General features: G+C 40.8%; 17 protein-coding genes and 1 riboswitch. Of the genes, 7 read left to right on the forward strand and 10 right to left on the reverse strand.

Translation table 11 applies throughout. The annotated features are described in order from the left end of the window. Positions 1-53 precede the first annotated feature (53 nt). On the forward strand, positions 54-956 hold the full coding sequence (locus C0V77_RS05505; RefSeq protein WP_101725324.1) for a DUF58 domain-containing protein: 903 nt from the start codon (positions 54-56) through the stop codon (positions 954-956). A 37-nt stretch (positions 957-993) separates the two neighbouring features. After that, positions 994-2,898, forward strand: coding sequence for a hypothetical protein (locus C0V77_RS05510; RefSeq protein WP_101725325.1), 1,905 nt, complete (start codon positions 994-996; stop codon positions 2,896-2,898). Between the two features lie 7 nt (positions 2,899-2,905). On the opposite strand, the gene porQ is transcribed toward C0V77_RS05510, so the two are convergent. From porQ to C0V77_RS05535, 5 genes are all read right to left on the reverse strand, one after another. Next, the gene (porQ, locus tag C0V77_RS05515; protein ID WP_158237885.1) at positions 2,906-3,985 is read right to left on the reverse strand and encodes a type IX secretion system protein PorQ; all 1,080 of its coding nucleotides are present in this window, start codon (positions 3,983-3,985) and stop codon (positions 2,906-2,908) included. After that, positions 3,924-4,628, reverse strand: coding sequence for a hypothetical protein (locus C0V77_RS23020; RefSeq protein ID WP_158237886.1), 705 nt, complete (start codon positions 4,626-4,628; stop codon positions 3,924-3,926). The genes porQ and C0V77_RS23020 overlap by 62 nt, the downstream gene beginning before the upstream one ends. After that, entirely contained in the window at positions 4,625-5,365 is a 741-nt protein-coding gene (locus C0V77_RS05525; RefSeq protein ID WP_101725328.1) for an LVIVD repeat-containing protein, read from the reverse strand. Before C0V77_RS05525 ends, C0V77_RS23020 begins: the two co-directional genes overlap by 4 nt. Before the next feature lie 2 nt (positions 5,366-5,367). After that, positions 5,368-5,889, reverse strand: coding sequence for a hypothetical protein (locus tag C0V77_RS05530; RefSeq protein ID WP_101725329.1), 522 nt, complete (start codon positions 5,887-5,889; stop codon positions 5,368-5,370). 79 nt (positions 5,890-5,968) lie between these two features. Next, positions 5,969-7,501: a bifunctional UDP-sugar hydrolase/5'-nucleotidase gene (locus tag C0V77_RS05535; RefSeq protein ID WP_101725330.1), complete on the reverse strand. Its 1,533-nt coding sequence runs from the start codon at positions 7,499-7,501 to the stop codon at positions 5,969-5,971. 374 nt (positions 7,502-7,875) lie between these two features. Between C0V77_RS05535 and C0V77_RS05540 the strand changes: the two genes are divergently transcribed. The 3 genes from C0V77_RS05540 (at position 7,876) to C0V77_RS05550 (ending at position 13,278) form a co-directional block, all read left to right on the forward strand. Then, a complete protein-coding gene (locus tag C0V77_RS05540; RefSeq protein WP_101725331.1) occupies positions 7,876-9,525 on the forward strand; it encodes a CTP synthase in 1,650 nt (549 codons plus the stop codon). A gap of 125 nt (positions 9,526-9,650) precedes the next feature. Beyond that, a complete protein-coding gene (gene yidC, locus C0V77_RS05545) occupies positions 9,651-11,528 on the forward strand; it encodes a membrane protein insertase YidC (RefSeq protein ID WP_101725332.1) in 1,878 nt (625 codons plus the stop codon). A 73-nt stretch (positions 11,529-11,601) separates the two neighbouring features. Next, entirely contained in the window at positions 11,602-13,278 is a 1,677-nt protein-coding gene (locus C0V77_RS05550; RefSeq protein ID WP_143706010.1) for an ABC transporter substrate-binding protein, read from the forward strand. 268 nt (positions 13,279-13,546) lie between these two features. Here C0V77_RS05550 and metK read toward each other — a convergent pair whose 3' ends face one another. Further along, a complete protein-coding gene (metK, locus tag C0V77_RS05555; protein WP_101725334.1) occupies positions 13,547-14,839 on the reverse strand; it encodes a methionine adenosyltransferase in 1,293 nt (430 codons plus the stop codon). Positions 14,840-14,901: 62 nt separating this feature from the next. Continuing rightward, positions 14,902-15,017: riboswitch (SAM-I-IV-variant riboswitch) on the reverse strand. Positions 15,018-15,278: 261 nt separating this feature from the next. Beyond that, positions 15,279-15,806, reverse strand: a complete 528-nt coding sequence (locus C0V77_RS05560; protein WP_101725335.1) for a C40 family peptidase — start codon at positions 15,804-15,806, stop codon at positions 15,279-15,281. 301 nt (positions 15,807-16,107) lie between these two features. Between C0V77_RS05560 and C0V77_RS05565 the strand changes: the two genes are divergently transcribed. Both C0V77_RS05565 and C0V77_RS05570 read left to right on the forward strand, forming a co-directional pair. Beyond that, the gene (locus tag C0V77_RS05565; protein WP_101725336.1) at positions 16,108-18,924 is read left to right on the forward strand and encodes a TonB-dependent receptor; all 2,817 of its coding nucleotides are present in this window, start codon (positions 16,108-16,110) and stop codon (positions 18,922-18,924) included. 35 nt (positions 18,925-18,959) lie between these two features. Beyond that, positions 18,960-19,715, forward strand: a complete 756-nt coding sequence (locus C0V77_RS05570) for a GLPGLI family protein (protein WP_101725337.1) — start codon at positions 18,960-18,962, stop codon at positions 19,713-19,715. A 55-nt stretch (positions 19,716-19,770) separates the two neighbouring features. On the opposite strand, the gene C0V77_RS05575 is transcribed toward C0V77_RS05570, so the two are convergent. Genes C0V77_RS05575 through C0V77_RS05585 form a run of 3 tightly spaced genes read right to left on the reverse strand, consistent with a single transcriptional unit; the run spans position 19,771 to position 24,538 of the window. Beyond that, positions 19,771-20,742, reverse strand: a complete 972-nt coding sequence (locus tag C0V77_RS05575; RefSeq protein ID WP_101725338.1) for a MoxR family ATPase — start codon at positions 20,740-20,742, stop codon at positions 19,771-19,773. 30 nt (positions 20,743-20,772) lie between these two features. Next, positions 20,773-22,110, reverse strand: coding sequence for a peptidylprolyl isomerase (locus C0V77_RS05580; protein WP_101725339.1), 1,338 nt, complete (start codon positions 22,108-22,110; stop codon positions 20,773-20,775). A gap of 43 nt (positions 22,111-22,153) precedes the next feature. Then, positions 22,154-24,538, reverse strand: coding sequence for a peptidylprolyl isomerase (locus C0V77_RS05585; protein WP_101725340.1), 2,385 nt, complete (start codon positions 24,536-24,538; stop codon positions 22,154-22,156). Positions 24,539-24,635: the final 97 nt, after the last annotated feature.

Genomic DNA, 24,635 nt, shown 5'->3' on the forward strand with positions numbered 1-24,635 from the left:
TAATTGCCCGCAGAGAAAATTTACAAAATAATTGATTGAATGAGGATGAAATTATGATTGACTTAGTAAAGATACGCGAATACGGTAGCATTGAGTTTCTGGCCAAGCAGCTGGTTGAAGGATTCATAACGGGTTTGCATAAATCTCCGTTTCATGGGTTTTCGGTAGAGTTTGCGGAACACCGCCTCTATAATACTGGCGAAAGCACCCGCTATATTGACTGGAAAGTATTTGGCAAAACCGACCGCCTGTATGTAAAACGTTATGAAGAAGAAACCAACCTGAGGTGCCACCTGCTGATTGATACGTCGTCATCGATGTATTATCCTGAAAAAACCAATGGTAAAATCAATTTCAGTATTATGGCAGCCGGCGCTATTGCTTATATGCTTCAGAAACAACGTGATGCGGTAAGTTTAACTACTTTCTCTGACGAAATCGAGTTGCAGACACCCATAAAATCAACGGCCTCGCACATACACAAGCTATTTCTTGACCTTGACTCGCTTCTCCTGAAACCCAAACCGAACAAAAAGACATCGGTAGTTGATACCCTACACGAAATTGCAGAAAAAATCCATAAGCGCTCGCTGGTAGTCATTTTCAGTGATATGTTTGACGACATTGCCAATACCGAGCGCCTATTCTCGGCCATGCAGCATTTACGCCACAATCTGCACGAGGTGCTGCTGTTTCATGTAACCGACAAGAATACTGAAGAAGACTTCAATTTTGAAGAAAGACCTTATGAGTTTATAGATCTTGAAACGGGTGAGAAGGTAAAAATACAGCCGTCGCAGGTTAAAACACAGTATCAGGCTGCCATTAAAGAATTTTACCACGACCTGCGCCTGAAATGCGGCCAATATAAAATAGATTTTATTGAGGCTGATATCGCGCAGGGCTTCGACCAGATTCTTTCTGCTTTTCTGGTTAAAAGAGGCAAAATGAAGTAATTCTTTCATTGATTCTATCCATTAACTTTTAAATATCATGAATACGGGCCGGCGTTTCTTTGTAGGTACTTCTGTGTTAGGTGCAGCGTATTTAATTTACAGAAAGATTTTCGGTGGAGACCCCGTTCAATCTACACTAAGCAAAACCGAACTGGCTGATGTTTCTGTGCCTCCGATGCCGGAAGAAATTGTTCCTGACAGCACCTTTACTCCATTTGAAACCCGCTTGCTACCTTCGCTTATAAGCGGCACAAATGACATAGCGGGTAAAAACCGTCTAGATTTTGAGGTTTTTCCGGATATGAACGGCCAGCCGACACCTCAGTTTAACTGCCGGTTTCTCTGGGGCAACGGTGTTGAATTTCTGAATCATAGTGGTAATACGCCGCCCATTGCTCTTCAAAAAGGCCTGGCTACTGGATTCGACAACTGCTTTTTGAATACATTGAAGGGAGTTCCGGCTGAACACCGCTATAAATGGGCATTATTCAATGATTTTCTGTTCTGGCAGAATAACCACACAGAGTTAGAGAAACTGGGGGCTGAAAACTATAATGCCATTAAACATCAATCTATTGACTCTGAAGGCAGAATGGTTCCGTTCTCATACACCATGCTTGATATTGAAGCCGGTGTAACCGACTTCTCGAAAATCAGTTCTTTTCTGAAAGGCTATTACAATGCCGCCAAAGCAGATAACCCCAAACACGTGGTTATCTTATATAGTTTTGCACCCAACAAGGGCTTTACCTACTGGCAAAGCGGTTATTATTATGATGGAGACCAAGTGCCGCAAGACAAGAAATTTTTCCCTTATTCCAAGCACAGCTACAATGAAGCTAAGGCCAAGGCAGGCAATGGCATTATCAATAACTATTTCCGCGGTAAAGACCTGATGTATAACATTATGGTCAGTTATCCGAAAGTGAACCTGCCCATTACCACGCCTATGTATCAGAAAGATGCCCATGGCCGGTTTATTGTTGATGCGAATGGTGACAGAGTTCTACGGAACGATTTTTTTGAAGAATCGCAACGCGGAGAAATCATCCGGTTTTCGGCTGCGGGCAGCAGAAATGAAATTTCTATTGATGAAGGACACAAATTTGGCGAATACAGGCTTAAGCCCGAGCTTTACCATGCAGTTAATCAGTTTGGGGGCTATTATTCAGAAATTTTCTTCCGGCTTCAAATGCTTGCTAAAGACTGCGGCCTGGGCGATGATTTTCAGAATATCCATGCCATTAATAACCCATACCAAACCATCGGCATTCTGAGACATGACCTGGAGTCAAATCCGTTTACGAATATCTACCGCCCTATTGACCGCATTACTTCAGAATGGCATGCGGCTTTAGTATATACACTGCTTAATAACCTATTAATATGGTCGAACGTTACAGGTGGTAACATTGGTCTGACCCAAAAAGGAGCCTGGATTAACGGTAGCTTTATACCCGGCCTGCACGTTTCTGCACCAGAAGGCAAATCTTTTGCGCAGGAATACTTTGGAGACGGCGCCGGAGAACCAAAAAAAGAGGGGCATTTGGGAAATTACCGGCAATGGGCTGCTAAAATGTACCAGATGCAAGCCGAAAACCGTGTTTATGGCCTTTGGCAAAAAACCGACAAAGTGCTGGCATTTGCCCACCCTGAACAGATTATTACAGGGCAGTTTCCGGCTGTGGGCCGACTGCAGGGAAACATTCTGAAACTAACAGCGGTTGAGTCTAAGCTGGAAATTGGCGAAAGTTTTAAGATAACCATTAAAAACACAAAAAATAGTACGTCAATTACCAAAACCATCGCTTCTAAAGCGGTGTTAAATGAGGTGGTGGTTTTACCCGCAGGTAAGTATAATGCCCAGGATATTTACCTTGAATACACAAACCCGGTAAAAGGAAAACTACAAAGCGTAAACGGACGCGGAGAAACCCTGTAACAGAAATTTATTTAGCAAGTGAGTCATAAATTAAACTAAATGTAAAGTATCCTCTGCCGTTGGTAAGCACAGCGCGCGAAAATGAAAAGCCAAATTGATTGAGGCGGATGTTTCCCCCAAAAGAAAGCCCTCCGGCACTACCAAGGTTGTTTACCGCCAGTTCTTGATGGCGCAGATGATTGTAACCTGCCATTAGCCTGAAGTTTTTGTGAACAAGAATTTCAGTTCCTAAAACCAGGTGCCTTAGCATTTGATCGGCCACAGATATTTTTTCTAAAACTTTATTACCCTGGTTATCGTAAGTAAAATTGAATGAGGCGCCGTTATAGGCAATGTCAAAAACATATAAATGATGGGCAGTTAAAGAAAACCTGACGGGCATGTGCGCTGGTTTAAAAGAGGCCCCCAACTGTAAGTCGAAAGGTATATCGGGACGGATACTTCCATAGCTTTTTACTACAAAACCAACATTTTTGGCCACAATTCCGATATTCAGGTCATGTTCAGGGTGTTTAAAGGTACCACCCCAGTCGGTCAGTACAGCCATTGAATTATAAGATTCAAGCACCGACCCGACCAGCTTTGCCGATACCCCAAAAGAAATATGGCTAATACGCCGGGCATGAGTTACGCCTAAAGAAAAATCATTGGCTGAAAACACATCAGTCAGATTACCAATGGCATCCATTCCCTGAAATGAACCATAATTCAGATTTTGCAGGCTTATACCCCACTGGCTGTTTTTGAGGTTATTCTTAAAGCGGGGGGCATAATTTAAGCTAAAAAAATTGCTCTGTGCCAGATACGGAGAATAATTAAACCCAATTTGCCCCCCCTGCGTAGTATCCAGCAAGGCCGGGTTGCCCACATGCAGATTCAGGTCTTTGTCGGAAAGCGACACATTGAAGCCACCCATGGCATTCAGACGTGCGTTATTGGGCAGGGTTAAAAAAGAAAAGCTGTTTTGTGCGTTTAATTCAGCACAAAAACAGCTTGCCCATAAAAACAAAATAAAAACAAACGGGTTAGAAAACAATATACCCCAGCTTGAAACCCAGCGCCAGATGCGGGATATTGAACCGTGCATCTTTGTAGCCAAGCCCTGAGTTATCAAACAAGCTAGTTCTTCCATAATTCCAGTAGTCTTCACCCGGCTCACTATTGTCATGATGATTGATGATGATTCTTCTTATTCCGGCGCCCACATAAAAATCAAATACAAATTTGGTATTTTTTTTGAATTCATCACGTATTCTTAACTGATAACCTATTTTGGCCGTTAAACCCACTACAAATTTATTAACCGGATAACTGACGGTTTCGTAATAATTACAAGCGCCGTTTTCGCATTCTCTGGCAACGTTTTTACTGTAACGGTCATTTATCTGCTTATAAAAAAGCTCGTAGGAGGCGTACCTTCCGGTAAATGCCTCTTTATACTTTCTTGCTTCAATTTTGGCTCTGAAATTCTCGCGAAAATCACTTTTAGAGCTATTAAAACTGTTTCCCCATAAATTAGCTTTACCTGTGCCATAACCAAATTCTTCAGAAAGTGTCCAGCGTTTGCCACTCAAATTATGTTCGGCCGCTATCTGAAAAGTGTTGTCGACATCAAACATAGCCAGTGGAGCAAACTTTACAATTAAATGTTTCTTTTGAAGTGAATCCTGTGCCAAAGACAGATTCAGAAAAAACATATTTGCGAGCAAAATGAGTATTAATTGTTTCATGATTCTGTTCTGATTACACTTAGCAGTTTCAGTTCTTGCTGGTCAGTATAGCTATATTGATAAATCCCCTGTCTTCCGGTTACTATCAGTACATTGTTATCGGGTATTACGTCATACGCTGAAAACTCCTGGAAATGCTTAATTAACTTCAATTCTTTGGGGTCTGACTTGTCAAATACTTTAAGTCCGTTTTCGCCTTCGGTTACAAAAAGAAGGTTGCCGTCTACACCAAGGCCATGCGGGCTTTGCATCGGATAACTGTTAATCAGTTTGGGGCTATTCATTTTTTTTATGTCTATCACATCAAGCAGATTTACCCCACGGTTGCAGTTGGTTCCGCTACGAAGCGTTACAAAAGCATAATCGCCTTCCGCTACAACAGGGTCACAGGCTGCAATATGCGCATAAACAGATACCTTCAAAGGGTTTTGCGGATCCTGAATGCTGAAAATAACCATACCCGTCTGGGTACCTATAAAAAGGTATTCGCCTAGCGGAAAAATGGTTTCTACCACTGTGTAAAGGTTGATTTTCCGGATAAAAGCAGGGTCGGCAGGGTTTGAGAGACCAAATACCCTTAGAGATTGACTATCAACCGTATATAAATAGTCTTTTGCAATGGTAAAACGGGCTGTTGACCCACCTTTGCCAACTGTTTCGGGTCCTGCTGACATTGAATCACCCTTACAGGCATACATAAATGCCGTAAACATAAAAAGACAAATAATTTTTTTCATGGTTATCGGCGGCATTTTGGGTTCAATAATTCTACGTATTCCCAACCTTTTACATAGCCCTTGTTAGGATTGACACACTCAAACCAACCTATTTCGTTCGGAAAGGAAGGAAAAGGAAAAGCTTTTTCAATGCGCTTCAAAACTTTAATTTTCTGTAAATCTGAAATATCTATGGTTACCAAATCGTCTGCATTATCTGCATAAAGTATATTGCCCTTAATAGAAATATCTTTATTGACAGGTATAGAAATAAACGCCACAGGTTTTGGACTGGCCTTATCTGTATTATCAAAGATATGGATACCCTCACCGGCTTCTCCCACGTACAGATAATTACCTTTTATGTAAATTTTGCCGGGATGAGACAAACTTCTGGCTTTTTGGACTTCAATTTTTCTGGCTGATGCATAATCAATGTAAACAGGTTTATAACCCATTACTTTTTTATTTGTGTTTTCATCATCCAGGTGTGGAACACAACCGCTTGCCAGAGCCATGACAAACAGCAGGTATAGTTTTTTCATAAAAATCTGGTTTTCAGGATGGTTTCATGAACCTTTAAGGCCATGACAGCCACAGCTTAAGAAAGGTTGTAAAAGTGATTCAGTTTTTTTTCAGATAAGCAATTACTGCCTTTCTGATATCATTTCGAACATCGTTTTCAGGAAATGTATCATTTATTGAAATAATATCGGGGTTGGTTCTCACAAAAAAATCAAGGTTTCTCTCTTTGCCCGTAAGCAGAAAATCGTTAGTTACCACTTTATATTCCTGATTCACATCCAGAGGTTTTCCGTTGATGCGCCAATCGTTTTTAGAGGCATCGTAGTTAATTCTGTCCCATTGCAGATACCCGCCACTGCCTTTGTTTTTCAGACCCGTTTCTAAAATTTGCTCCAGCAAACGCCCTCTCATCGTTATTTCTATAACTTTACCCCCAAAAGGCAAAATTCTGAGTACATCCAGCTGGGTTATTCTGCCAGACACCACATCGTCTATTCTGATAGACCCACCATTAAAAAACGCACAATCGGTTGTTTCAGGGGTGGCGGCTGTCATGGCTCTGGCTATCATGTTGCCCATAGGTGCCTGCTGATTACGGACGGTAGACTCATGACCATCAAGTGGTTCTTTCAAATCAGCAATTACCTCATTTTTATTAATTCCAATGGCTTTAAAGCTGGCATCGGCAATGTCTTCCCATTTTTTCACAACAGCAGCTGTAGTGGGTTCATCAGGAATCTGACTATCAATTTTTCTTAATTCAGATTTAACCGAGGCTTTTCCTGTGGCTTTATTAAAGACAATCCGGTGTATGTATGCGGTCTTGGCGTTAGCATCGGCCTTAGCCATAATCACGTTTCCTATTTTTTCAATCATGTTGTCATGGTCATGGCCACCCATAATCAGTTTTACCTCGGGCAGCATACCTGCCAGCCTGATATCATCTACTTTATTTATGTGCGTAAGGCCAACCACGAAATCGCATTGGGGTTTCAATTCTTCATAGGCTTTCTTTGCCGCCTCGAAGAAATCATCGTAATAAACATACTCTTTCGGGTTTGAGGGCAACACAATACCAAACATCCCCATTTTTACCTCTTCACCTTTTGCATTTTTAAAACTAAAAATTCTGGTTTTGGCAAAAGGCACCTTTACTCCTTTTACTACTTTACCAAAAGGCTCCAGTTTGCCATTAATTTTCTCGAGGGCATTGGTATTGAGCCACTCAAACCCAGACTCATTAATGCGTTCCTGTAAATCTTTCTGGTCCAGGTCAAACTCATGGTTACCAAAGCACACCCAGTCAAACCCAACGGCATTCATAACATCTACCATTTGTCTGCCTTTAATACCTTTCCCCTCGTATCTGAGTGTACCGGTAACAGAAGGGCTCAGGAAATCGCCGGAAAGAACAGTAATCGTATTCGGATTCTCTTTCAGCAGTTCCTGCCGTACAGTAGCTACGCGGGCTAAGCCGCCTATTCTGCCATTGTCAAGCGGCGAAATCTCATATACATCGTTCAGATGCAGAAAAGTAACAGCCACTTCGTCTTGCCCGGAACCAGATAAACGCGATGTATGGCATGAAAACATAATGAGCGCTATGCTCAGAAAAAGGATAATTCTTTTCATGGTAGTAGTTTTAGTCAGTCAATCAAAAAGGTTCAGACAATTGTTTTAAATGCCATTGCATACATGAAAGTGTATCAAATCTGCTTAGCAAATGTATATAAAAAGCACAACTTATTCCAGATTCCGTTTTATAAATACCCACCGGTTTACATCCACCATAAAAGTTTAAGCAGAGCCTGCTAAATAACCAAAAAAAATTGTATAAGCTTCAAAACCAATCATTTTTCTAAAAACACATTGGCAATCGGGGCATCTTCTAAGCTACTGACAATCAAACAGATAAAATAAAAAACTAAAACTTATCAAATTTTAACCAAAAGAGTTCAGCAAAAAAGCGTACCTTTGTATCCCGTAATCAAAGATATTTAGACCACATGTCAATGAACGGGCAACCCCGAAATCCGAAGTATATTTTCGTTACTGGCGGTGTAACTTCATCACTCGGTAAAGGCATTATTGCCTCTTCCTTAGCCAAACTACTACAAGCCAGAGGCTTATCAGTAACCATCCAGAAATTTGACCCTTATATCAATGTCGACCCCGGCACACTGAATCCTTATGAGCATGGCGAATGCTATGTTACAGACGATGGCGCCGAAACAGACCTTGACCTGGGCCACTATGAGCGTTACCTGAATGTGCCTACTTCTCAGGCTAACAACGTAACTACCGGCCGCATCTATTATAATGTAATTATGAAAGAGCGGAAAGGAAATTATCTGGGTAAAACTGTACAGGTGATTCCACACATTACAGACGAAATCAAAAGAAACATTCTGCAACTAGGCGAAACCGGTAATTTTGACATTATTATTACCGAGCTGGGCGGCTGCGTGGGTGATATCGAATCTTTACCCTATGTAGAGGCTGTTCGCCAGTTGAAATGGGATTTAGGAGAAGATAACCTACTTGTAATTCATCTTACATTGGTACCCTATCTGCAGTCGGCTGGTGAGCTTAAAACCAAACCAACCCAACACTCGGTTAAACAACTGCAGGAGTCTGGCGTGCAGCCTGATATTATTGTATGCAGAACCGAACACCCGCTACCACAGGATATCAGAAGAAAAATTGCGCTTTTCTGTAATGTTGAGCAGAATTCTGTTATTGAGGCAATGGATGCTGAAACGATTTATGATGTACCCTTGTTGATGCAGAAAGAAAAACTTGACCAGCGTGTATTGTATATGCTTGACATCTACAACGATCAGGATGCCGATATGGATGCGTGGAAGAAATTTCTGAGCCGTTTCAAGAATCCGATTGAGCAGGTAACCATTGGCCTGATTGGTAAATATGTTGAATTAAAAGATGCCTACAAGTCAATAGCCGAGTCGTTTATACATGCTGGCGCGGCCAATGAATGCAAGGTAGTGGTAGAATGGATACACTCTGAAAGCCTGACAACAGACAACATTGCTCAGAAATTTGCCGGGCTTGATGGCGTGTTGGTAGCCCCGGGCTTTGGCGAACGTGGTATTGAAGGTAAAATTGAGGCCGTAAGATATGTAAGAGAAAACAACATACCATTCTTCGGAATCTGCCTGGGTATGCAAATGGCTTGTATTGAATTTGCCAGAAACGTAATAGGCATGAAAGAGGCGCACTCAACCGAAATGGCACCTGAAACGCTGTTTCCTGTGATTGACCTGATGGAGGCACAAAAAAACGTAACCGACAAAGGTGGTACCATGCGTTTGGGGGCTTATGCCTGTAAATTGAAAGAAAAAACACTGGCACGTAAAATTTACGGCAAGGCTAATATCAGCGAGCGTCATCGCCATCGCTGGGAGTTTAACAGCAAATACCAGAAAGATTATGAAGCAGCAGGCATGGTGATATCGGGCATTAACCCGGACAGCGGCCTGGTTGAAATAGTAGAATTGCCAAACCACCCTTACTTTATTGGTGTGCAATTTCACCCGGAGCTGAAAAGTACGGTTATGAATCCTCACCCGCTTTTTGTTAATTTTGTAAAAGCGGCAATTGATTATTCTTTGAAGAAAAAACAGGTGCTCAACTAAATTAATTCTTTGAACGCCAGCGCCTTAGTGAGTGCCTAATCATTAGGATTTATTACGATTCTTTGCGACTTTTGTGCGTCAATCTGAAAGTTGCGATTGCATTTTTTACGAATTTTAAAATTTTAATGGAAAAATTAATAGACAAAAACCAGATAATTGGTATTGTGTTGTTGCTGGCCATGTGGGCAGGTTATACGTATTTTATGCCTTCTCCACCACCGCAGGAACCCAAACCTGCGGTTCCGGCAGAAGCTACAAAGGTTATACCCAAGAATACTCCGCAAACCACCGATACCACTGCATTGAAGGCCGCTTTCGGAGACTTTGCTTCTGCCGCCACCGGAACCAGCCGCGACATAGTTGTTGAAAACGAAGATGCGCGGTTTACATTCAGCACCCTGGGTGGTAATGTAAAAGAAGTAGTTCTTAAAAAGTATTCGGCTTATGACGACTTTAAAAGTGGCAATAAAAAACCTTTAACCCTGATTGACTCCAAAAGCTCAACTATGAGCATGGAAGTACAAACCAATAAAGGTAAAATTGATTTAAAAAAGCTTTACTATGCTTCAGACAATCAATCGGCAGTTATTAAATCAGGAGACTCAACTAAAGTAGTTTTCAAACTTGCCTTGGCCGAAAACCAATTTATTGAGCAGGTTTATACCATTAAAGGTACAGGCTATACAGTTGACTACGACATTAATCTGACAGGCCTTGACGCCGTTGTCCAAAATCAGCCGGTTCGTTTTTACTGGCAGGACAACCTGAAAGTGCTTGAGCATGACATCACAGAAAACCGTAAAGCAGCCCAGATTAACTACTGGGATGCCAAAGCTGATGATTTTGACGACCTGGGTTCAAACAAAGTTGAAAGCGACGAACTAAATATTGTAGACCCTATACAGTGGTTTTCGTTCAAACAAAAATACTTTATTACAGGTTTTGTAGCTAAGAATCAGCCGCTGGCAACACCGAAGTTCAAATTAACTACACCAGAAACCAGTCTTGATATTGTAAAAACAGCCGAAGTTGAGGCTAACATACCAATGTCAGATTTAAAGACCGGCAAAGGTAATTACCGTTTCTATTTCGGCCCGAACGATTATAATCTGGTAAAAACAGTAGCCACTGGTTTTCATAGAAACGTTTATCTGGGATACGACTTCGTGAAGCCCATTAACCGTTACATTTTTGTTCCGCTGTTTAATCTGGCAGAAAGCCTGATAAGTAACTATGGTTTGCTAATCATTGTGGTTGTATTAACCATTAAGCTGGTATTAACACCTCTTATTTATCGTTCTTATGTAAGCTCGGCAAAAATGAGAATTCTTGCACCTGAACTGAACGAGATTCGCGCGAAAGTAGGTGACGACCAGGTAAAAATGCAACAAGAACAAATGAAACTATACCAGCAGGTTGGTGTCAATCCGCTGAGTGGTTGTGTGCCTATGCTTTTGCAGATGCCTATTCTGATGTCGGTGTTTTTCCTGTTCCCGAATATGATTATGTTCCGTCAGAAAAATTTCCTTTGGGCATCTGACCTTTCAACTTACGACTACCCGATTAGCTGGGCAACTACCCTGCCTGTTGTTGGTAATCACATCAGTTTGTTTGTAGTGCTTATGACGGTTTCCAGTCTGGCTTTTACTTACTACAATAACCAGATAACCCCAGACCAACCGGGTCCAATTGACATGAAGAAGTTAAGCTATGTTTTCCCGATTGTTTTCTTCTTTGTATTGAACAGTTTTCCGGCGGCGCTAAGTTTTTATTATCTTGTTTCAAACGTTATTACCATTGCACAGCAACAAATTGTGCGCAGATTCGTTGATGAAGATAAAATACGGGAGATACTGATGAATAATAAAATAAAGTATCAGACCAACCCACAAGGAGCCAAGAAAGGCAAGTTTGCCCAGTTTATGGAAAAACAGGTAAAAATGGCCGAAGAAACCCGTAAACAGCAGGAAGAGCTGAAAAAGAAACAACAGGGTAAAAAATAAAAATTAAAGCTGGGCGCAAAACATCTTTACAGGGTTTTGCGCTCGCTTTCATATAAACTCCATTACAATGCCTATGAGAAGGACAAAAAATTTCTTCATTTTTTTATTCCTATCATATTCTGCCATAGCTCAACAACAGGCCAATCTGAATGAGAAAGATTATTTGTTGAGATATAAAAAAGCTGTGCAACTATATGCCGACCAGAAATTTAACGAAGCAAGAGATTTACTTGCCCCTCTGACCAATAAAAAATACAATAACGCGGTTTCGCCCTACGCACATTATTATTTTGCTTCTTCTTCTTATAAGCTGAACAAGTACTATGATGCACGTATTATGTTGAGACAGCTTCTGGAGCGTTTTCCGGGCTGGAGCGAAATAGACGACGCCTACTATCTGTATGGCAATGTTGCTTTTGCCGAAAATAAACCCGACGAAGCCCTGCAGGCTTTAAGCCGGGTTACATCAAAGTCTTGGAGAACCTCTATCGAGAACATGGAGTATGCATATCTGAGCAAGATAAAAGATTTAAGCCAGTTAAAGCAGTTGTATCAAAAGTCGCCGGATAACCCGGTGCTGGCACAACTGATTATTGATGCGATACAGAGAAGTAAAAATGCAACCCGCGATGACCTGGAACTGTCAGACAGGCTTACCAATCAGTTTAGCCAGAGAAACGCTGGGAGTAATTCGCCGAAAAAAACCAGGCAGAATGATGATTCTGATGCCATTAACGTAGCCGTAATGCTGCCCTTCCGGTTGTTTGAATTTGATGCCAGCAAAGCCACAAGGGCAAATCAGTATGTGTATGATTTGTATGCAGGCATGAAACTGGCTCAGGAAAAACTAGCCTCTGAACAAATCAATCTGAACTTATTTGCTTTTGACATTGAGAAAGACGCCAAGCAAATGAATCTGGTGGTCGCAAACAGAGGTTTTGGTAAGGTTGATGTGATTATAGGGCCACTATATCCGGAAGTAAACAAAATAGTAAACACGTTTGCGAAGTCAAATGATGCAGTTCAGGTGCATCCGCTTTCAAATAATCTACAGCTGGTTAGCGATGATAAGTCTGCATTTCTGGCGTCTCCGTCTTATGAAACCCAGTCGCAGAAAGCGCTAGAATACATAGTAAATGAGAAATCAGCGCGCTCTGTCAGCATCTATTATGGTAACACCCGTAAAGACTCTACATTTGCTTATATATACCGCGACAAAGCCGTTGCCAAAGGTTTAAGCGTTGTTACAATCAGGAGATTCAACACGAATGACGATATTGATACCAAAAGAAAGGCTGATCACATTTTTGTGTCATGCAGTGACCCTACTTTGGGTCCGAAAATAATCAGTGCATTAGATAAAAAGAAAGTTTCGGCGCCGGTAGTAGCGGCATCTTCTGCATTTGATTTTGAATCTTCTTCTCTAAGTATTTTCAACCGAGAGTTATTTCTTATTCAGCTAGATTATATCAACCGCGACAAAGAGGAAGTCAGAAATTTCAGAAGTGCGTTTATTAATGCACAGAATATTTCACCTTCATACTACGCTTATTGGGGTTACGATATGGTGCTGTTTTATGGTAGAATGCTAAGAATGGGTAAAAACCGTTTCAGAGCCAATCTGGACGCCATAGATTATACCCAAGGCTACACACTCGAAGGCTTTGATTACACTAATCGCTCTCATGAAAACAAAATTGTTCCAATTGTTAAATATGAAGACGGCAAGTTTGTAGAAGTAGCACGCTGATAATACCTATAATATTATTAAAAAGCCAATAGCATTACTTTATTCGAAAGCAGCTATTGGCTTTTTAATTTCTCAACTTTTTAAATTAAATATTCAATATTTATTGAAACTTCAATAGAAACAAACCATACCATATATTTAATTTATTCTATTTAAATATTTTTAATGATATTTTTTATATAAATAGTAATTTCAGCATAGATTGATTATTCAAAAAAAATAAGGAGAAAGTACAACTTTCTCCTTACCAATGTATATTCAATAATTATCAGATACCAAATGCTTCTTTTACTTTATCTATGTAATCAAGTTTTTCCCAGGTAAATAACTCAACCTCAACTTGTTTTTCGCCTTCTGGTCCTTTAAAAACTTTTGTTACCCACTTAGACTCGCGACCCATGTGGCCATAAGCAGCGGTTTCAGAGTATATTGGGTTTCGTAATTTCAGGCGTTGCTCAATGGCAAAAGGGCGCATATCAAATACTTTCTCAACTATTCTGGCTATTTCACCATCAGATAGCTTTTTGCCGTTGGCGCCTTTAACTTTTGCTGTGTCGTAAGTATCTACATAAACACCACAAGGCTTGGCAACCCCAATGGCATAAGATACCTGCACCAGCACTTCGTCACAAACACCGGCTGCCACCAGGTTTTTGGCAATATGGCGCGTTGCATAAGCAGCCGAACGGTCAACTTTAGACGGGTCCTTGCCAGAGAATGCCCCACCACCATGTGCACCTTTGCCGCCATAGGTATCTACAATAATCTTACGGCCTGTCAGACCGGTATCTCCATGCGGCCCGCCGATTACAAACTTACCAGTCGGGTTAATATGGTAGGTAATCTGGTCGTTAAACAATTTACGTAAAGAAGGCTTCAATTTTGCCTTTACACGTGGTATTACGTAACTAATAATATCTTTTCTTATTGTGGCTAGCATGGCCTCATCAGCGGCAAAATCATCATGTTGTGTTGACACAACGATAGTGTCTATTCTGATAGGCTTATTGTTGTCGGCATATTCAATCGTAACCTGTGACTTCGCATCAGGGCGCAGATACTTGATGCGCTTGTTTTCGCGGCGAATCTCCGACAGCTCCTGCAAAATTTTGTGTGCCAGGTCTAGTGCCAGCGGCATATAATTGTCGGTTTCACGGGTGGCATAGCCAAACATCATACCCTGGTCTCCGGCACCTTGTGCATCGGCTTTCTCTTCAAAATTTCTTTCATCCGCCGAGCGGTCAACACCACGGTTTATATCGTCTGACTGGTCATGAATAGCCGAAAGAATACCGCAAGAGTTAGCCTCAAACATATACTCAGACTTGGTATAACCAATTTTTGCAATCACATCGCGCGTAATGGTTTGCACGTCAAGATAGGTTTTGGTTTTTACCTCCCCTGCCAACACTACCTGGCCGGTGGTAACCAGCGTTTCACACGCAACTTTAGAAGAAGGGTCAAACGCCAGGAAATTATCAATAAGGGCATCAGAAATTTGGTCAGCAACTTTGTCGGGGTGTCCTTCCGAAACAGACTCGGAAGTAAATAGGTACGCCATAAATCTTGTTATTTGTTAAATGATTTTTCAAAAAGAGTATGCAAAAACTCTGTGCAGAAAGAAAAAGAAACTGTTTTTGACAAATAGAAAACGAAAGTTCTACTGCCCGCATCTTTTTACCACCGTAGTGTTTCTACTCGGTTGGGTTTCCGCATAAGGGAATTTCTTGATACTTACGCAAAATAAGCTAATTAGTGAAACAAATGCAAAAATTAATCTGCAAATATATCTATAATACTTAGTTTGTTTATCGAAATTATCTTTAAATACTTTTCTGGTTGGACAAATTATCTATTAACACTGCCTCATTGCCGATATTTTACCTTTACTTAAAATCTACAAATAACCGCAGTTTATAAAAAACAAAGAGATACTTTTAGTAAAAAGCATCTCTTTATTTTGAAAATTAACAATTTCTTAAACAATTATTTGGCAAAAATCATGAATTACCCACTTTGCCATTATCTATAACCCTGCGTATGCCCACAAACCTCAGATTATAATATTTTTCTTTCAAATAACTTATAATAACGCCCTTACTGGTAGCAGAATGAATAAATCTCAGGCCATGTTCGTCAGGTTCAAGCACAATGCCAACATGAGACACCCCCTTCCGTCGGGAACTGGTCCGAAAAAAAATCAGATCGCCAGGCTTCGCCTCTTCAATGCTCATTTTATTACCCAGCCGGTATAAATCGCGGCTTGCATGGGCAACCTGTATGCCAAAATAACCAAAAACATAATTTACAAGTCCTGAGCAATCAAATCCATGAGTAGCTTTGCCGCCATATCTATATCGGGTTCCTAATAGTTGTCTGGCAAATACCTGAATCTCATCAGTTAAACTAAGGCATTCAGAATCTGTAGATTCAGGCTGATGCGTTTCAGCCAAAAAAGGGGTCTCTTGTGCATTACAAGTACATACAGCAACAAAAAAAGACAAACTCAATATGATTTTTTTCAGCATAATATTGATTGGGTTCAGCAATAATTACAAGGCATTATTGAGGTCTGCTATTTAGAATGTCAATAGCAGTAAACATGCTTTGCAAATAACTCGACGGCTTTAAACCAGCATTTATCAATAGTGTCAGATAAACATAAAGTCAAATATAGAACGCCTGCCACTTAAAAAAAACGTTTGTGGAAAATTATACATTAAAAAAAGTTAAAATCTTTATTCGCTTTAAAATTATGTATATCTTCGCACCATTATGAACTAAGCAATTAGTTATTTAAAACGGGAACTATCCTTTACTAAACAATTTATGAAAAAGCAATTACCTCTGCTGGCAGCGCTCTTGCTGGCTTGTAACCTCTTATTTGCCCAAAATCCGGCAAAATTCACTATCAAAGGCATAGCAATTGACTCAGGAAATGCAGCAATGCCCTTCGCCACAGTTATGCTCTTGCAGCCCAAAGACTCTACGCTTGTCAATTTCGGACGTACCGATGAAAACGGTGCATTTGAATTTAAAAACGTAAAAAAGGCCAATTATGTTTTGAAAATCTCTTTTGTGGGATACATCCCCTTTCAGATTGATGTAAAGCCCGTAGAAGGCGCCGTTAATGACCTGGGTAACCTGAAACTTAAACCCATTGCCAAAGAGCTGATGGAGGTGGTTGTAAGAACAGCCCGGGCACCCCTGAATATTAAAGGTGACACCATTGAGTACAATGCGGCCTCATTTAAGGTGCCGCCGGGGTCATCCGTCGAGGATCTGTTAAGGAAACTCCCCGGTGTACAGATTGACCAGGACGGCAACATCAAAGCCCAGGGGCAGGATGTTAAAAAAGTAACAGTTGATGGCAAAAACTTTTTTGGGAATGACCCCAAAGCAGCTACCAAAAATCTTCCGGCAGATGCAATTACCAAAGTTCAGATTTTTAATGATAAATCTGAGCAGGCCAAAGCAACAGGCGTAGATGATGGAAAAAAAGAAAAGACCGTAAATCTGGAACTGAAAGAAGACTTCAAGAAAGGTGGGTTTGGAAAAATAATTGCCGGTGCAGGTACTAATGAACGTGCCGAGCTGAGAGGTAACTACAACCGATTTGATACCAAACAACAGTTTTCGGTATTGGGGCTTGGAAACAACGTTAACCAGACGGGTATATCAAGAGATGATTTTCAGGATTTCAGAGGAAGCCAGGCCAATAACTGGGGAGACGCCGCCGACTTCGGCTTCAATAGTGGTGTGTATTACTTCTATGATAACGACACCGAAGAAAGTATCAGTATTCCTATTGGTGGTCGTAATTTTCAGGGCTTTTCAGAAAATTATGCTGGTGGTGCCAACTATAACTTTGACACCAAGAAAACCAAATTCAGCTCAAACTATTACTATAGCCAAACGCAGCAACTGGTATCTAAGAAATCTCAAAGAGAGAATTTCCTGCAAAATAATGTTTCTTTCAAAAGCCAGGAAAACAGCTATCAGAACCGTATCAGCAGAAACCACAGGGTTAGCATGAGATATGAGCAGAATATTGACTCACTGAATACTTTAATTCTGATAGGCAATGGCCGTATTGGAGACGGAACCACTAAATTTAATAGTAAACAAGAGTTTTTCAGAAATGGCACAACGAAATCAAATGAAACCAATATCAACAATTTCAATGATTTCAATTCAACGGCAATTTCGTTGATCGGTATTTATCGTCATAAGTTCAAGAAAAAGGGCAAGAACTTTGCAGCCAGCCTTACCTACAATTATAATATATCAGATGGCGAGGCTCGCCAAAGCTCGGTGAACGAATTATTTGGTGCACCAGAAGGCCTGATACCTGGAAATATCAACCAGCTTAATACCACCAATAGTCCTCGTAATTTAGTAAAGTCGAGTTTGCTCTATGTTGAGCCAATATCAAAAAAATTCTTCTCCGAAACCTTTTATAACTTCAGCCTGCGCCGTGATGCCGTTGACAGAAACGTACAAACCACAGACGGTATTAGGATTGACTCGCTGAGCAATTATTACAACAACGATTTTGTGTATAACAGGCTCGGAACAAGCTTAAGGTATAATCATAAAGGAGTAAACATTTCATTAGGTGTGGCTGCACAACAGTTCCATTTTACTGGAAATTTTGCCCGTAGCAAAAATGCAACCGATTTTCAGAAAATCAACCGCGATGTTTTTGCCTGGATACCGGCCTCAACTATTAGCATTGACCTTAAAAACAACAGATATATATGGGCAGACTACAGCAAAGAGGTATCTGAACCATCTATAACAGACCTGCAACCAATTGTTGACAACAGCAATACTCTTTACCTGCGCGTGGGTAACCCCGATTTATTACCGATGAGTTCGCACCAGGGCTATATTGGTTATAACATGTTTAACCCTGCCAGCTTTACCAATATGTTTGTTAATGTTAACTATAGTTACCGCATAAACCAGGTAATATATAACCAGACAGTAGACCCTGTTACACTGGTAACAACTGCCAAGCCAACTAATATTTCGGGCGGGCAAAATATTGGCTCTTATCTGGGCTTTGGTTTCCCTATTAAAAAGACCAAAAGCAACCTTAATTTAAGCGGTGGTACCAACATCTCTAAAAACCTTGTTTACATTAACAACGTGCTTAATACTACCACCAATAACAACTATAATATAGGTTTCAGACTTGACCTGACACCAAGTGATAAATTCACCTTATATGCAAACGGTAATTTTGGCATTACCAATACCAAGTATTCAATTAATGATACCCAGAACCAGCAGATTTTTAACCATACACTGGGTGGAGAAATGAATATTGCCTTGCCTGCGGGTGTTTATTTCAGTTCAAACCTTAACTATCGCATTTATAAAAACGATCGTTTTGGCTTCAACCAGCATATCCCTATTCTTTATGCATCGTTTTATAAAATTGTTGGGAAGGCTAAAAAGGCAGAAATACGCGTATCAGGCTATGACCTCCTGAAGAAAAACATAGGTATTAACCAATATGCTTCGCAGAACTTCGTTTCTCAGGAACAAACCCAGACGTTGTCGAGGTACTTTATGCTAAGCTTTACTTATAATATGAGAGGTGTAAGCGCAAAGATGCGCCGCCAGGGTTGGTTCTAATTTAAACTAGTTAATTACTATTAAAAAATATACTTATGAAAGCTATTTTAAAATTCCGGTTCAGCTTAGTGTTTTTTGCGCTGTTAAGTCCGTTACTTGGCTTTTCACAAAAAACTGAGGGTGTAGTTATATATGAACGCCAGGAATTCTGGTCGAAAATTATCGGACAGCTCACGTATCTTTCAAATGAAGAAAAAGACCGCGTGAAACAAACCTGGGGTAAGAATGATGATGGCTGGAAATCAAAAACCAAGCTTGCCTTTAATGCCAATGAAAGTCTGTTAACCAATGTGGAGGAAGCCAGTGAATATGGGTGGTCTTCCAGAACTGAGGATTACTACATTTATCGCAATTTTGAGAAAGAAAAGAAAATTGAGCTGATAGAAATGATGGGTAAAACTTACGTTGTTGAAGATTCATTAAAGGCACCGAACTGGAAAGTACTAAACCAGATAAAAGATGTGGCAGGTTATATATGCATGAAAGCTGTTACCGAAGACACGGTTAAACATCAGAAAATTACAGCGTGGTTCACAGGCGACATACCGATTTCGGCTGGCCCGGAAAGATATTATGGCCTGCCCGGCTTGATTTTGGAACTGGAAATAAACGATGGCGATGTTATAATTACAGCAAGCTCCGTTCAGTTTAAGAAACTAACCGACGAACTGAAATTACCGAAATTGAAAGGTAAAAAGATTAAAGATGTTGATTATGACCGCCTTATAGCCAATCATATTAAAGATAGTATAAAATCATACAGGAATCCGTACTGGGCAATAAAGTACTGACAAAGCATAAAAAAAGAGAGAAGCGGCCGTTTCTCTCTTTTTTTATGCCTGAATACTACAACATCCGCTTGATTATATCTTGCACCGAAACCCCTTCAGCCTCAGCCTTGAAGTTTCTTACTACCCGATGCCTTAAAACTGGAATCGCCACTGCTTTTACATCTTCAATATCCGGCGAATACTTTCCATTAATCAGCGCATTGCATTTGGCAGCCAGTATCAGGTTCTGAGATGCACGCGGGCCAGCACCCCACTCGAGATATTTATTGGTATCGGCAATGGCCAGTTCAGAATTGGGGCGTGTTTTATGTACAAGGCCAACGGCGTATTCAACCACGTTGTCAGCCACTGGAACTCTGCGAACCAAATGCTGGAAATAAAGTATCTGTTCCCCCGTTAATATCTTCTTAACTATCTTTTTTGTATCAGAAGTAGTACTCTTTACAATGTCTAGCTCTTGTTTATAAGATGGGTAGTCTAAATGCACCATAAACATGAAGCGGTCCAGCTGAGCTTCAGGAAGCGGGTATGTTCCCTCTTGTTCAATCGGGTTTTGGGTGGCCAATACAAAAAACGGTCGGCCGATGCTGTGTTTGTGTCCGGCAACTGTAACGGCGTATTCCTGCATGGCCTCTAAAAGCGCAGACTGCGTTTTTGGAGGCGTACGGTTAATTTCATCTGCCAGAATGATATTGGCAAATACCGGCCCTTTAATAAATCTGAAATTGCGTTCGTTGTCCAGTGTTTCTGAACCTACAATGTCAGAAGGCATAAGGTCTGGCGTAAACTGAATCCTGTTAAAGTCTAAATCAAGTGCAGAGGCAATAGTCTGAATCAACAAAGTTTTTGCCAGACCCGGCACCCCTACCAGCAGGCAGTGCCCCTGGCAAAAAATAGCAGTTAACAATAATCTTACTGTGTCATCCTGACCTACAATTATTTGTCCGATTTCGCTTCTTAAATCATTAAAAGAAGCTTTCAGGGCATCGGCTGCTTCAACATCTGAATTAAACTGAACTTTGCTCATTAATATAAGGTATGGATAAGAAAATCTTTTCTAGTTTCCGACTTTGGCCTGCCCGAATATATTGCAGGATTCAAATTCCGGGTCGATTTTTATGTACACATCAGCGATTGCCTTTTTAAACCAAACATCTATTTCTTTGCTTCGCTTATCCATCAGGGCAAAATCTTTTATTTTTTCAAAATCATCCTTTAAACTGGCTATGTGCGGCGCATACTTGGCCTTATAATATATAATTCTTGAACCGGTTTTACCATCTTCACTTCTATACGGCATAGGAGGTGTAATAGAGCCTACCTTCATGCTGTCTATAGTAAAATACAATGTTGGGTCCATTGATTGGTCTAATGCCAGTTTTGAGGCACCTGTTTGCGGGTCAGAAATCATGCCACCGGCATCTTGCGTTTGCTTGTCTTCTGAAAACTCTTTGGCTGCCTTCTCGAATGTAATACTGTCGCGAACAATTTCTCTTCTCAGGCTATCAAGAAATCTGGTTGGCTCAGACAAGTCAAGACGGTTGTAATCAGGGCGTAATAAAATATGGCGTGCATGGAACTCCTGTCCACGAATTTCAAGCGTCTGAATCAGGTGAAGGCCAAAGTCAGATTCAACTACATCAGACATTTCATTGGGCTTCAGTTTCATGGCAACTGCCTCAAACTGCGGCACCATTTGCCCTCTTTTTGACCATCCCAAGTCACCACCATACTGGCGAGAACCAGGGTCTTCTGAATATTCTTTGGCGAGGTCTTCAAATTTTTCGCCTGCCAATATCCTTCGTTTATAATCAAGCAGGCGTTCAGACAGCTCGCCTTTCTGCGCTTTAGTTACCTTGGCCAGTCGTACAATGTGCCCAATCTGCACCTCAGTCGGTACCTCCGGAATACTGTCTTTCGGAATCTGATTAAAGAATTTTTTTACCTCATTCGGGGTAACTTTCAGATTCTTGGTTATTTCGCCCTGCATTTTCTGTGCCGTCAGCTGCTCTCTTACTTGCGACCGCACTTCATTTTTTAATGTTTCAAGTGATTTACCAAACTGGTCAACAATATTTTTTTCGTTACCATAAAGCTGAATCATTTGTTGCATACGGGCAGTAAGCTGGTCATCAACCATTTTATCATCAACCAGAACAGAGTCAATCTCGGCTTTGGCAACCAACAGTTTGTTTACAACCAGGCTTTCAAGAGCCTGGCATTTGGTAATAGGCTGTTGTTGCTGTGTAGAGCGGAGGTAGAGCTGTTCTACCTCAGAACGAAGTACAATATAGTTATCTACTTTGGCAATTATACGGTCAATATTAATTGGCTTGCTTTCCTGCGCAAAGGCCATAAAGGGAAGGCAAATGAATAAAACAAATTTCTTAAGCATAAAATTGGGAGTCTGTTATTTTCTATCGTTGCAGTACTATAACTTATTGTTTTCGGTTATCAATTACCTTTTCTAATTCTTCTTTATTTATCTTAACCGGGTATCGCTGCTCAAGCTCCTTATTTAACTGGGCTTCCAATTGTTTCTGGTAATCAGCCAATACCTGTCCACGAGCTTCGCGCAATGTTTTATACCTTGCCGGTTCAATCCTTTCTATATTCAGTTCTACAAAATTACCATTTTTAGTTATTGAACGGCTTCCCGGCTCCCATTTAAATCCATCAACAAAAATATTGTCACCCTTTTTAAAAAAACCTTCTTCAATTGAAACAGCCTCATTATCTTTTCTATTGAATCTCTTTTCTATATCTTTTTTAGAGTTGCTAAAGAAAATAAATGTTACACGCTGGTTTTTTGTCCAGTCAAAACGGTCGGCAGGTTTTGTTTTTACATAATCGTTTTCAATTATTCTTTCTATTGGCAAACCGTTTGCTATCAGAAAACTCTTTACTTTCTCAATTCTTTCTGCCGAATTGCTATTGTTTTCGTTATGATCTGCGTAACCACCTATTTCAACTATATACCCTTTGTTGGCTCGCATTATTTCCAGAAGGCTGGCCAGTATTTTTTTATGTTCGGCAGTTAGCTCACTGGCATACTTATCGTAGTAAAGTGGGGTTCTCATGGTGCTGTTAAGCGGATACGGAACACCCTTAGCAAAAATTTCCTTTACCTGTTCAAGCGTTCTGGCGTCTTTGGCTACAATCAGGCTACCCTGAATACGCTCTGGCATTCTGTATTTTTCTTTGTTTTTCTCATAAAACGCACGTTGACCCAGCGTATCGGCAACAGATTTTTCAAAAACAAGGTCATTCAACAACTGCACCTTCAAGAAACCCGCGCTGTATTCCTGCATCATCGATTTGAAATCAGGATTAACCTCTTCCAGATGCAATTGTGCATACTCTTTTACATTTTTATCAACAAACTTTTTATAAAAGCTTCTCATCCAGATTTCGGGAGTGTAGCCAGAAGGCACTCTTTCAACCAATTGTCTCTCCATTACATAATCAAAAAATGCTTTGGCTTTTATTTCGTTACTATTAATGGAAAAAATGGTACTTGCAGCAAGCGGGCTGCTCAACGAGTACCCCCAACGGCGCTTAAAGAGGTTGGTATCTGCTGTGGCAATGGCACCTTTAACGGTTTCATCATTTTCAGCAAAGTGCATATCTCTTTTCAATCTGCTCAGTGCATTATCTCTTACAAGGTCTCCTCTTGAATCTGTAACAACCTTTTCTTTCAATTTAGGCAGTAATTCTTCGTAAGACTCTAGCGGTAATTTTCTTGCCAGCCTGATAATATGCCAGCCTGCTGACGTTCGCACAGGCTTTGAAATTTCACCTTCTTTTAGTGCAAAAGCGGCTTCTTCAAACGCCGTTTCTTCTCTGGTACCAATACCAAAAACCGGCAGTAAACCACCATTATTTCTGGTGCGGTAATCGTCAGAATATTTTTCGCAAAGCGCCTCAAAAACAGTTCCCTGCTTTAAAGCGGCATACAATGAGTCTATCTCTGTTTTGGCTCTCAAAGCTAATGAATCTGCTGCGTTGGGCGGCACTACTTTTAAAATATGCTGCACCATAACTTTTCCGCTGTTTGGTCTGCGCTCACGTACTTTTACCAGATGATACCCGGCTTTGGTTCTTACCGGCATTGATATTTGGCCTACCGGTATAGTAAAGGCGGCCTTTTCAAGCGGATACACAAGTTGCAATGCTGTAAACCAGCCCAGGTCGCCACCTTTGATACTTGTCTTTTTATCGTCAGAAAACTGGTTGGCCAATACCTCAAAACTTTCTCCTTCAACGGCTCTACGGCGTATATCAACCAAACGGCTATATACTGCGGCAGTATCAGCCGGGCTTGCAAACTCTGGTAGCTGTAACATTATATGCCCCCCTCTCACCTCCTGTAGCAGCCAGTCATAGGTTTCTTTCAACAAGGCCTTAATTGTTACGCTATCTGTCAGATAGGCATCTGCCAGGATATTGTGGTACGTCTGCAACTCTTCATTAAACTCTTTAGACTTATCGTAGCCTCTTCTTTGTGCCTCTAACATTATACGCTGGTCCTGAACAAGCTGTTCTAATGCCTTTTCAACAGTGACCGAGTCTGAAACTACCAGTTTTTCAACTTCCCTTTTTACTTCAGAAACGCGAACTTCCTGATTACCAACCGTTAGCCCCACTGGTTCTGGGTTAACCTGACCCACAGGAGCCCCCTGCTCCGGCACCGATTGGCTTTTGGTAACCGACTTGTTGTTTGATGTCTTATCTGTGTCAGTTGGTGCCTTTTTCAGAATCTGGCACGAAAACTGGGAAGATATCAATAATGTATATGTAAGTATCTTATAAAATGGCTTCATAAATTGCACTTGTCAATCATCAAAGCAACATGAAAAATACATGCTACTGCCTTACAATAACTAAACTCTGAGCGTTTAAAAATTATTGTGATGAATA

The organism is Emticicia sp. TH156 (assembly GCF_002855535.1).
GTDB lineage: Bacteria > Bacteroidota > Bacteroidia > Cytophagales > Spirosomataceae > Emticicia > Emticicia fluvialis.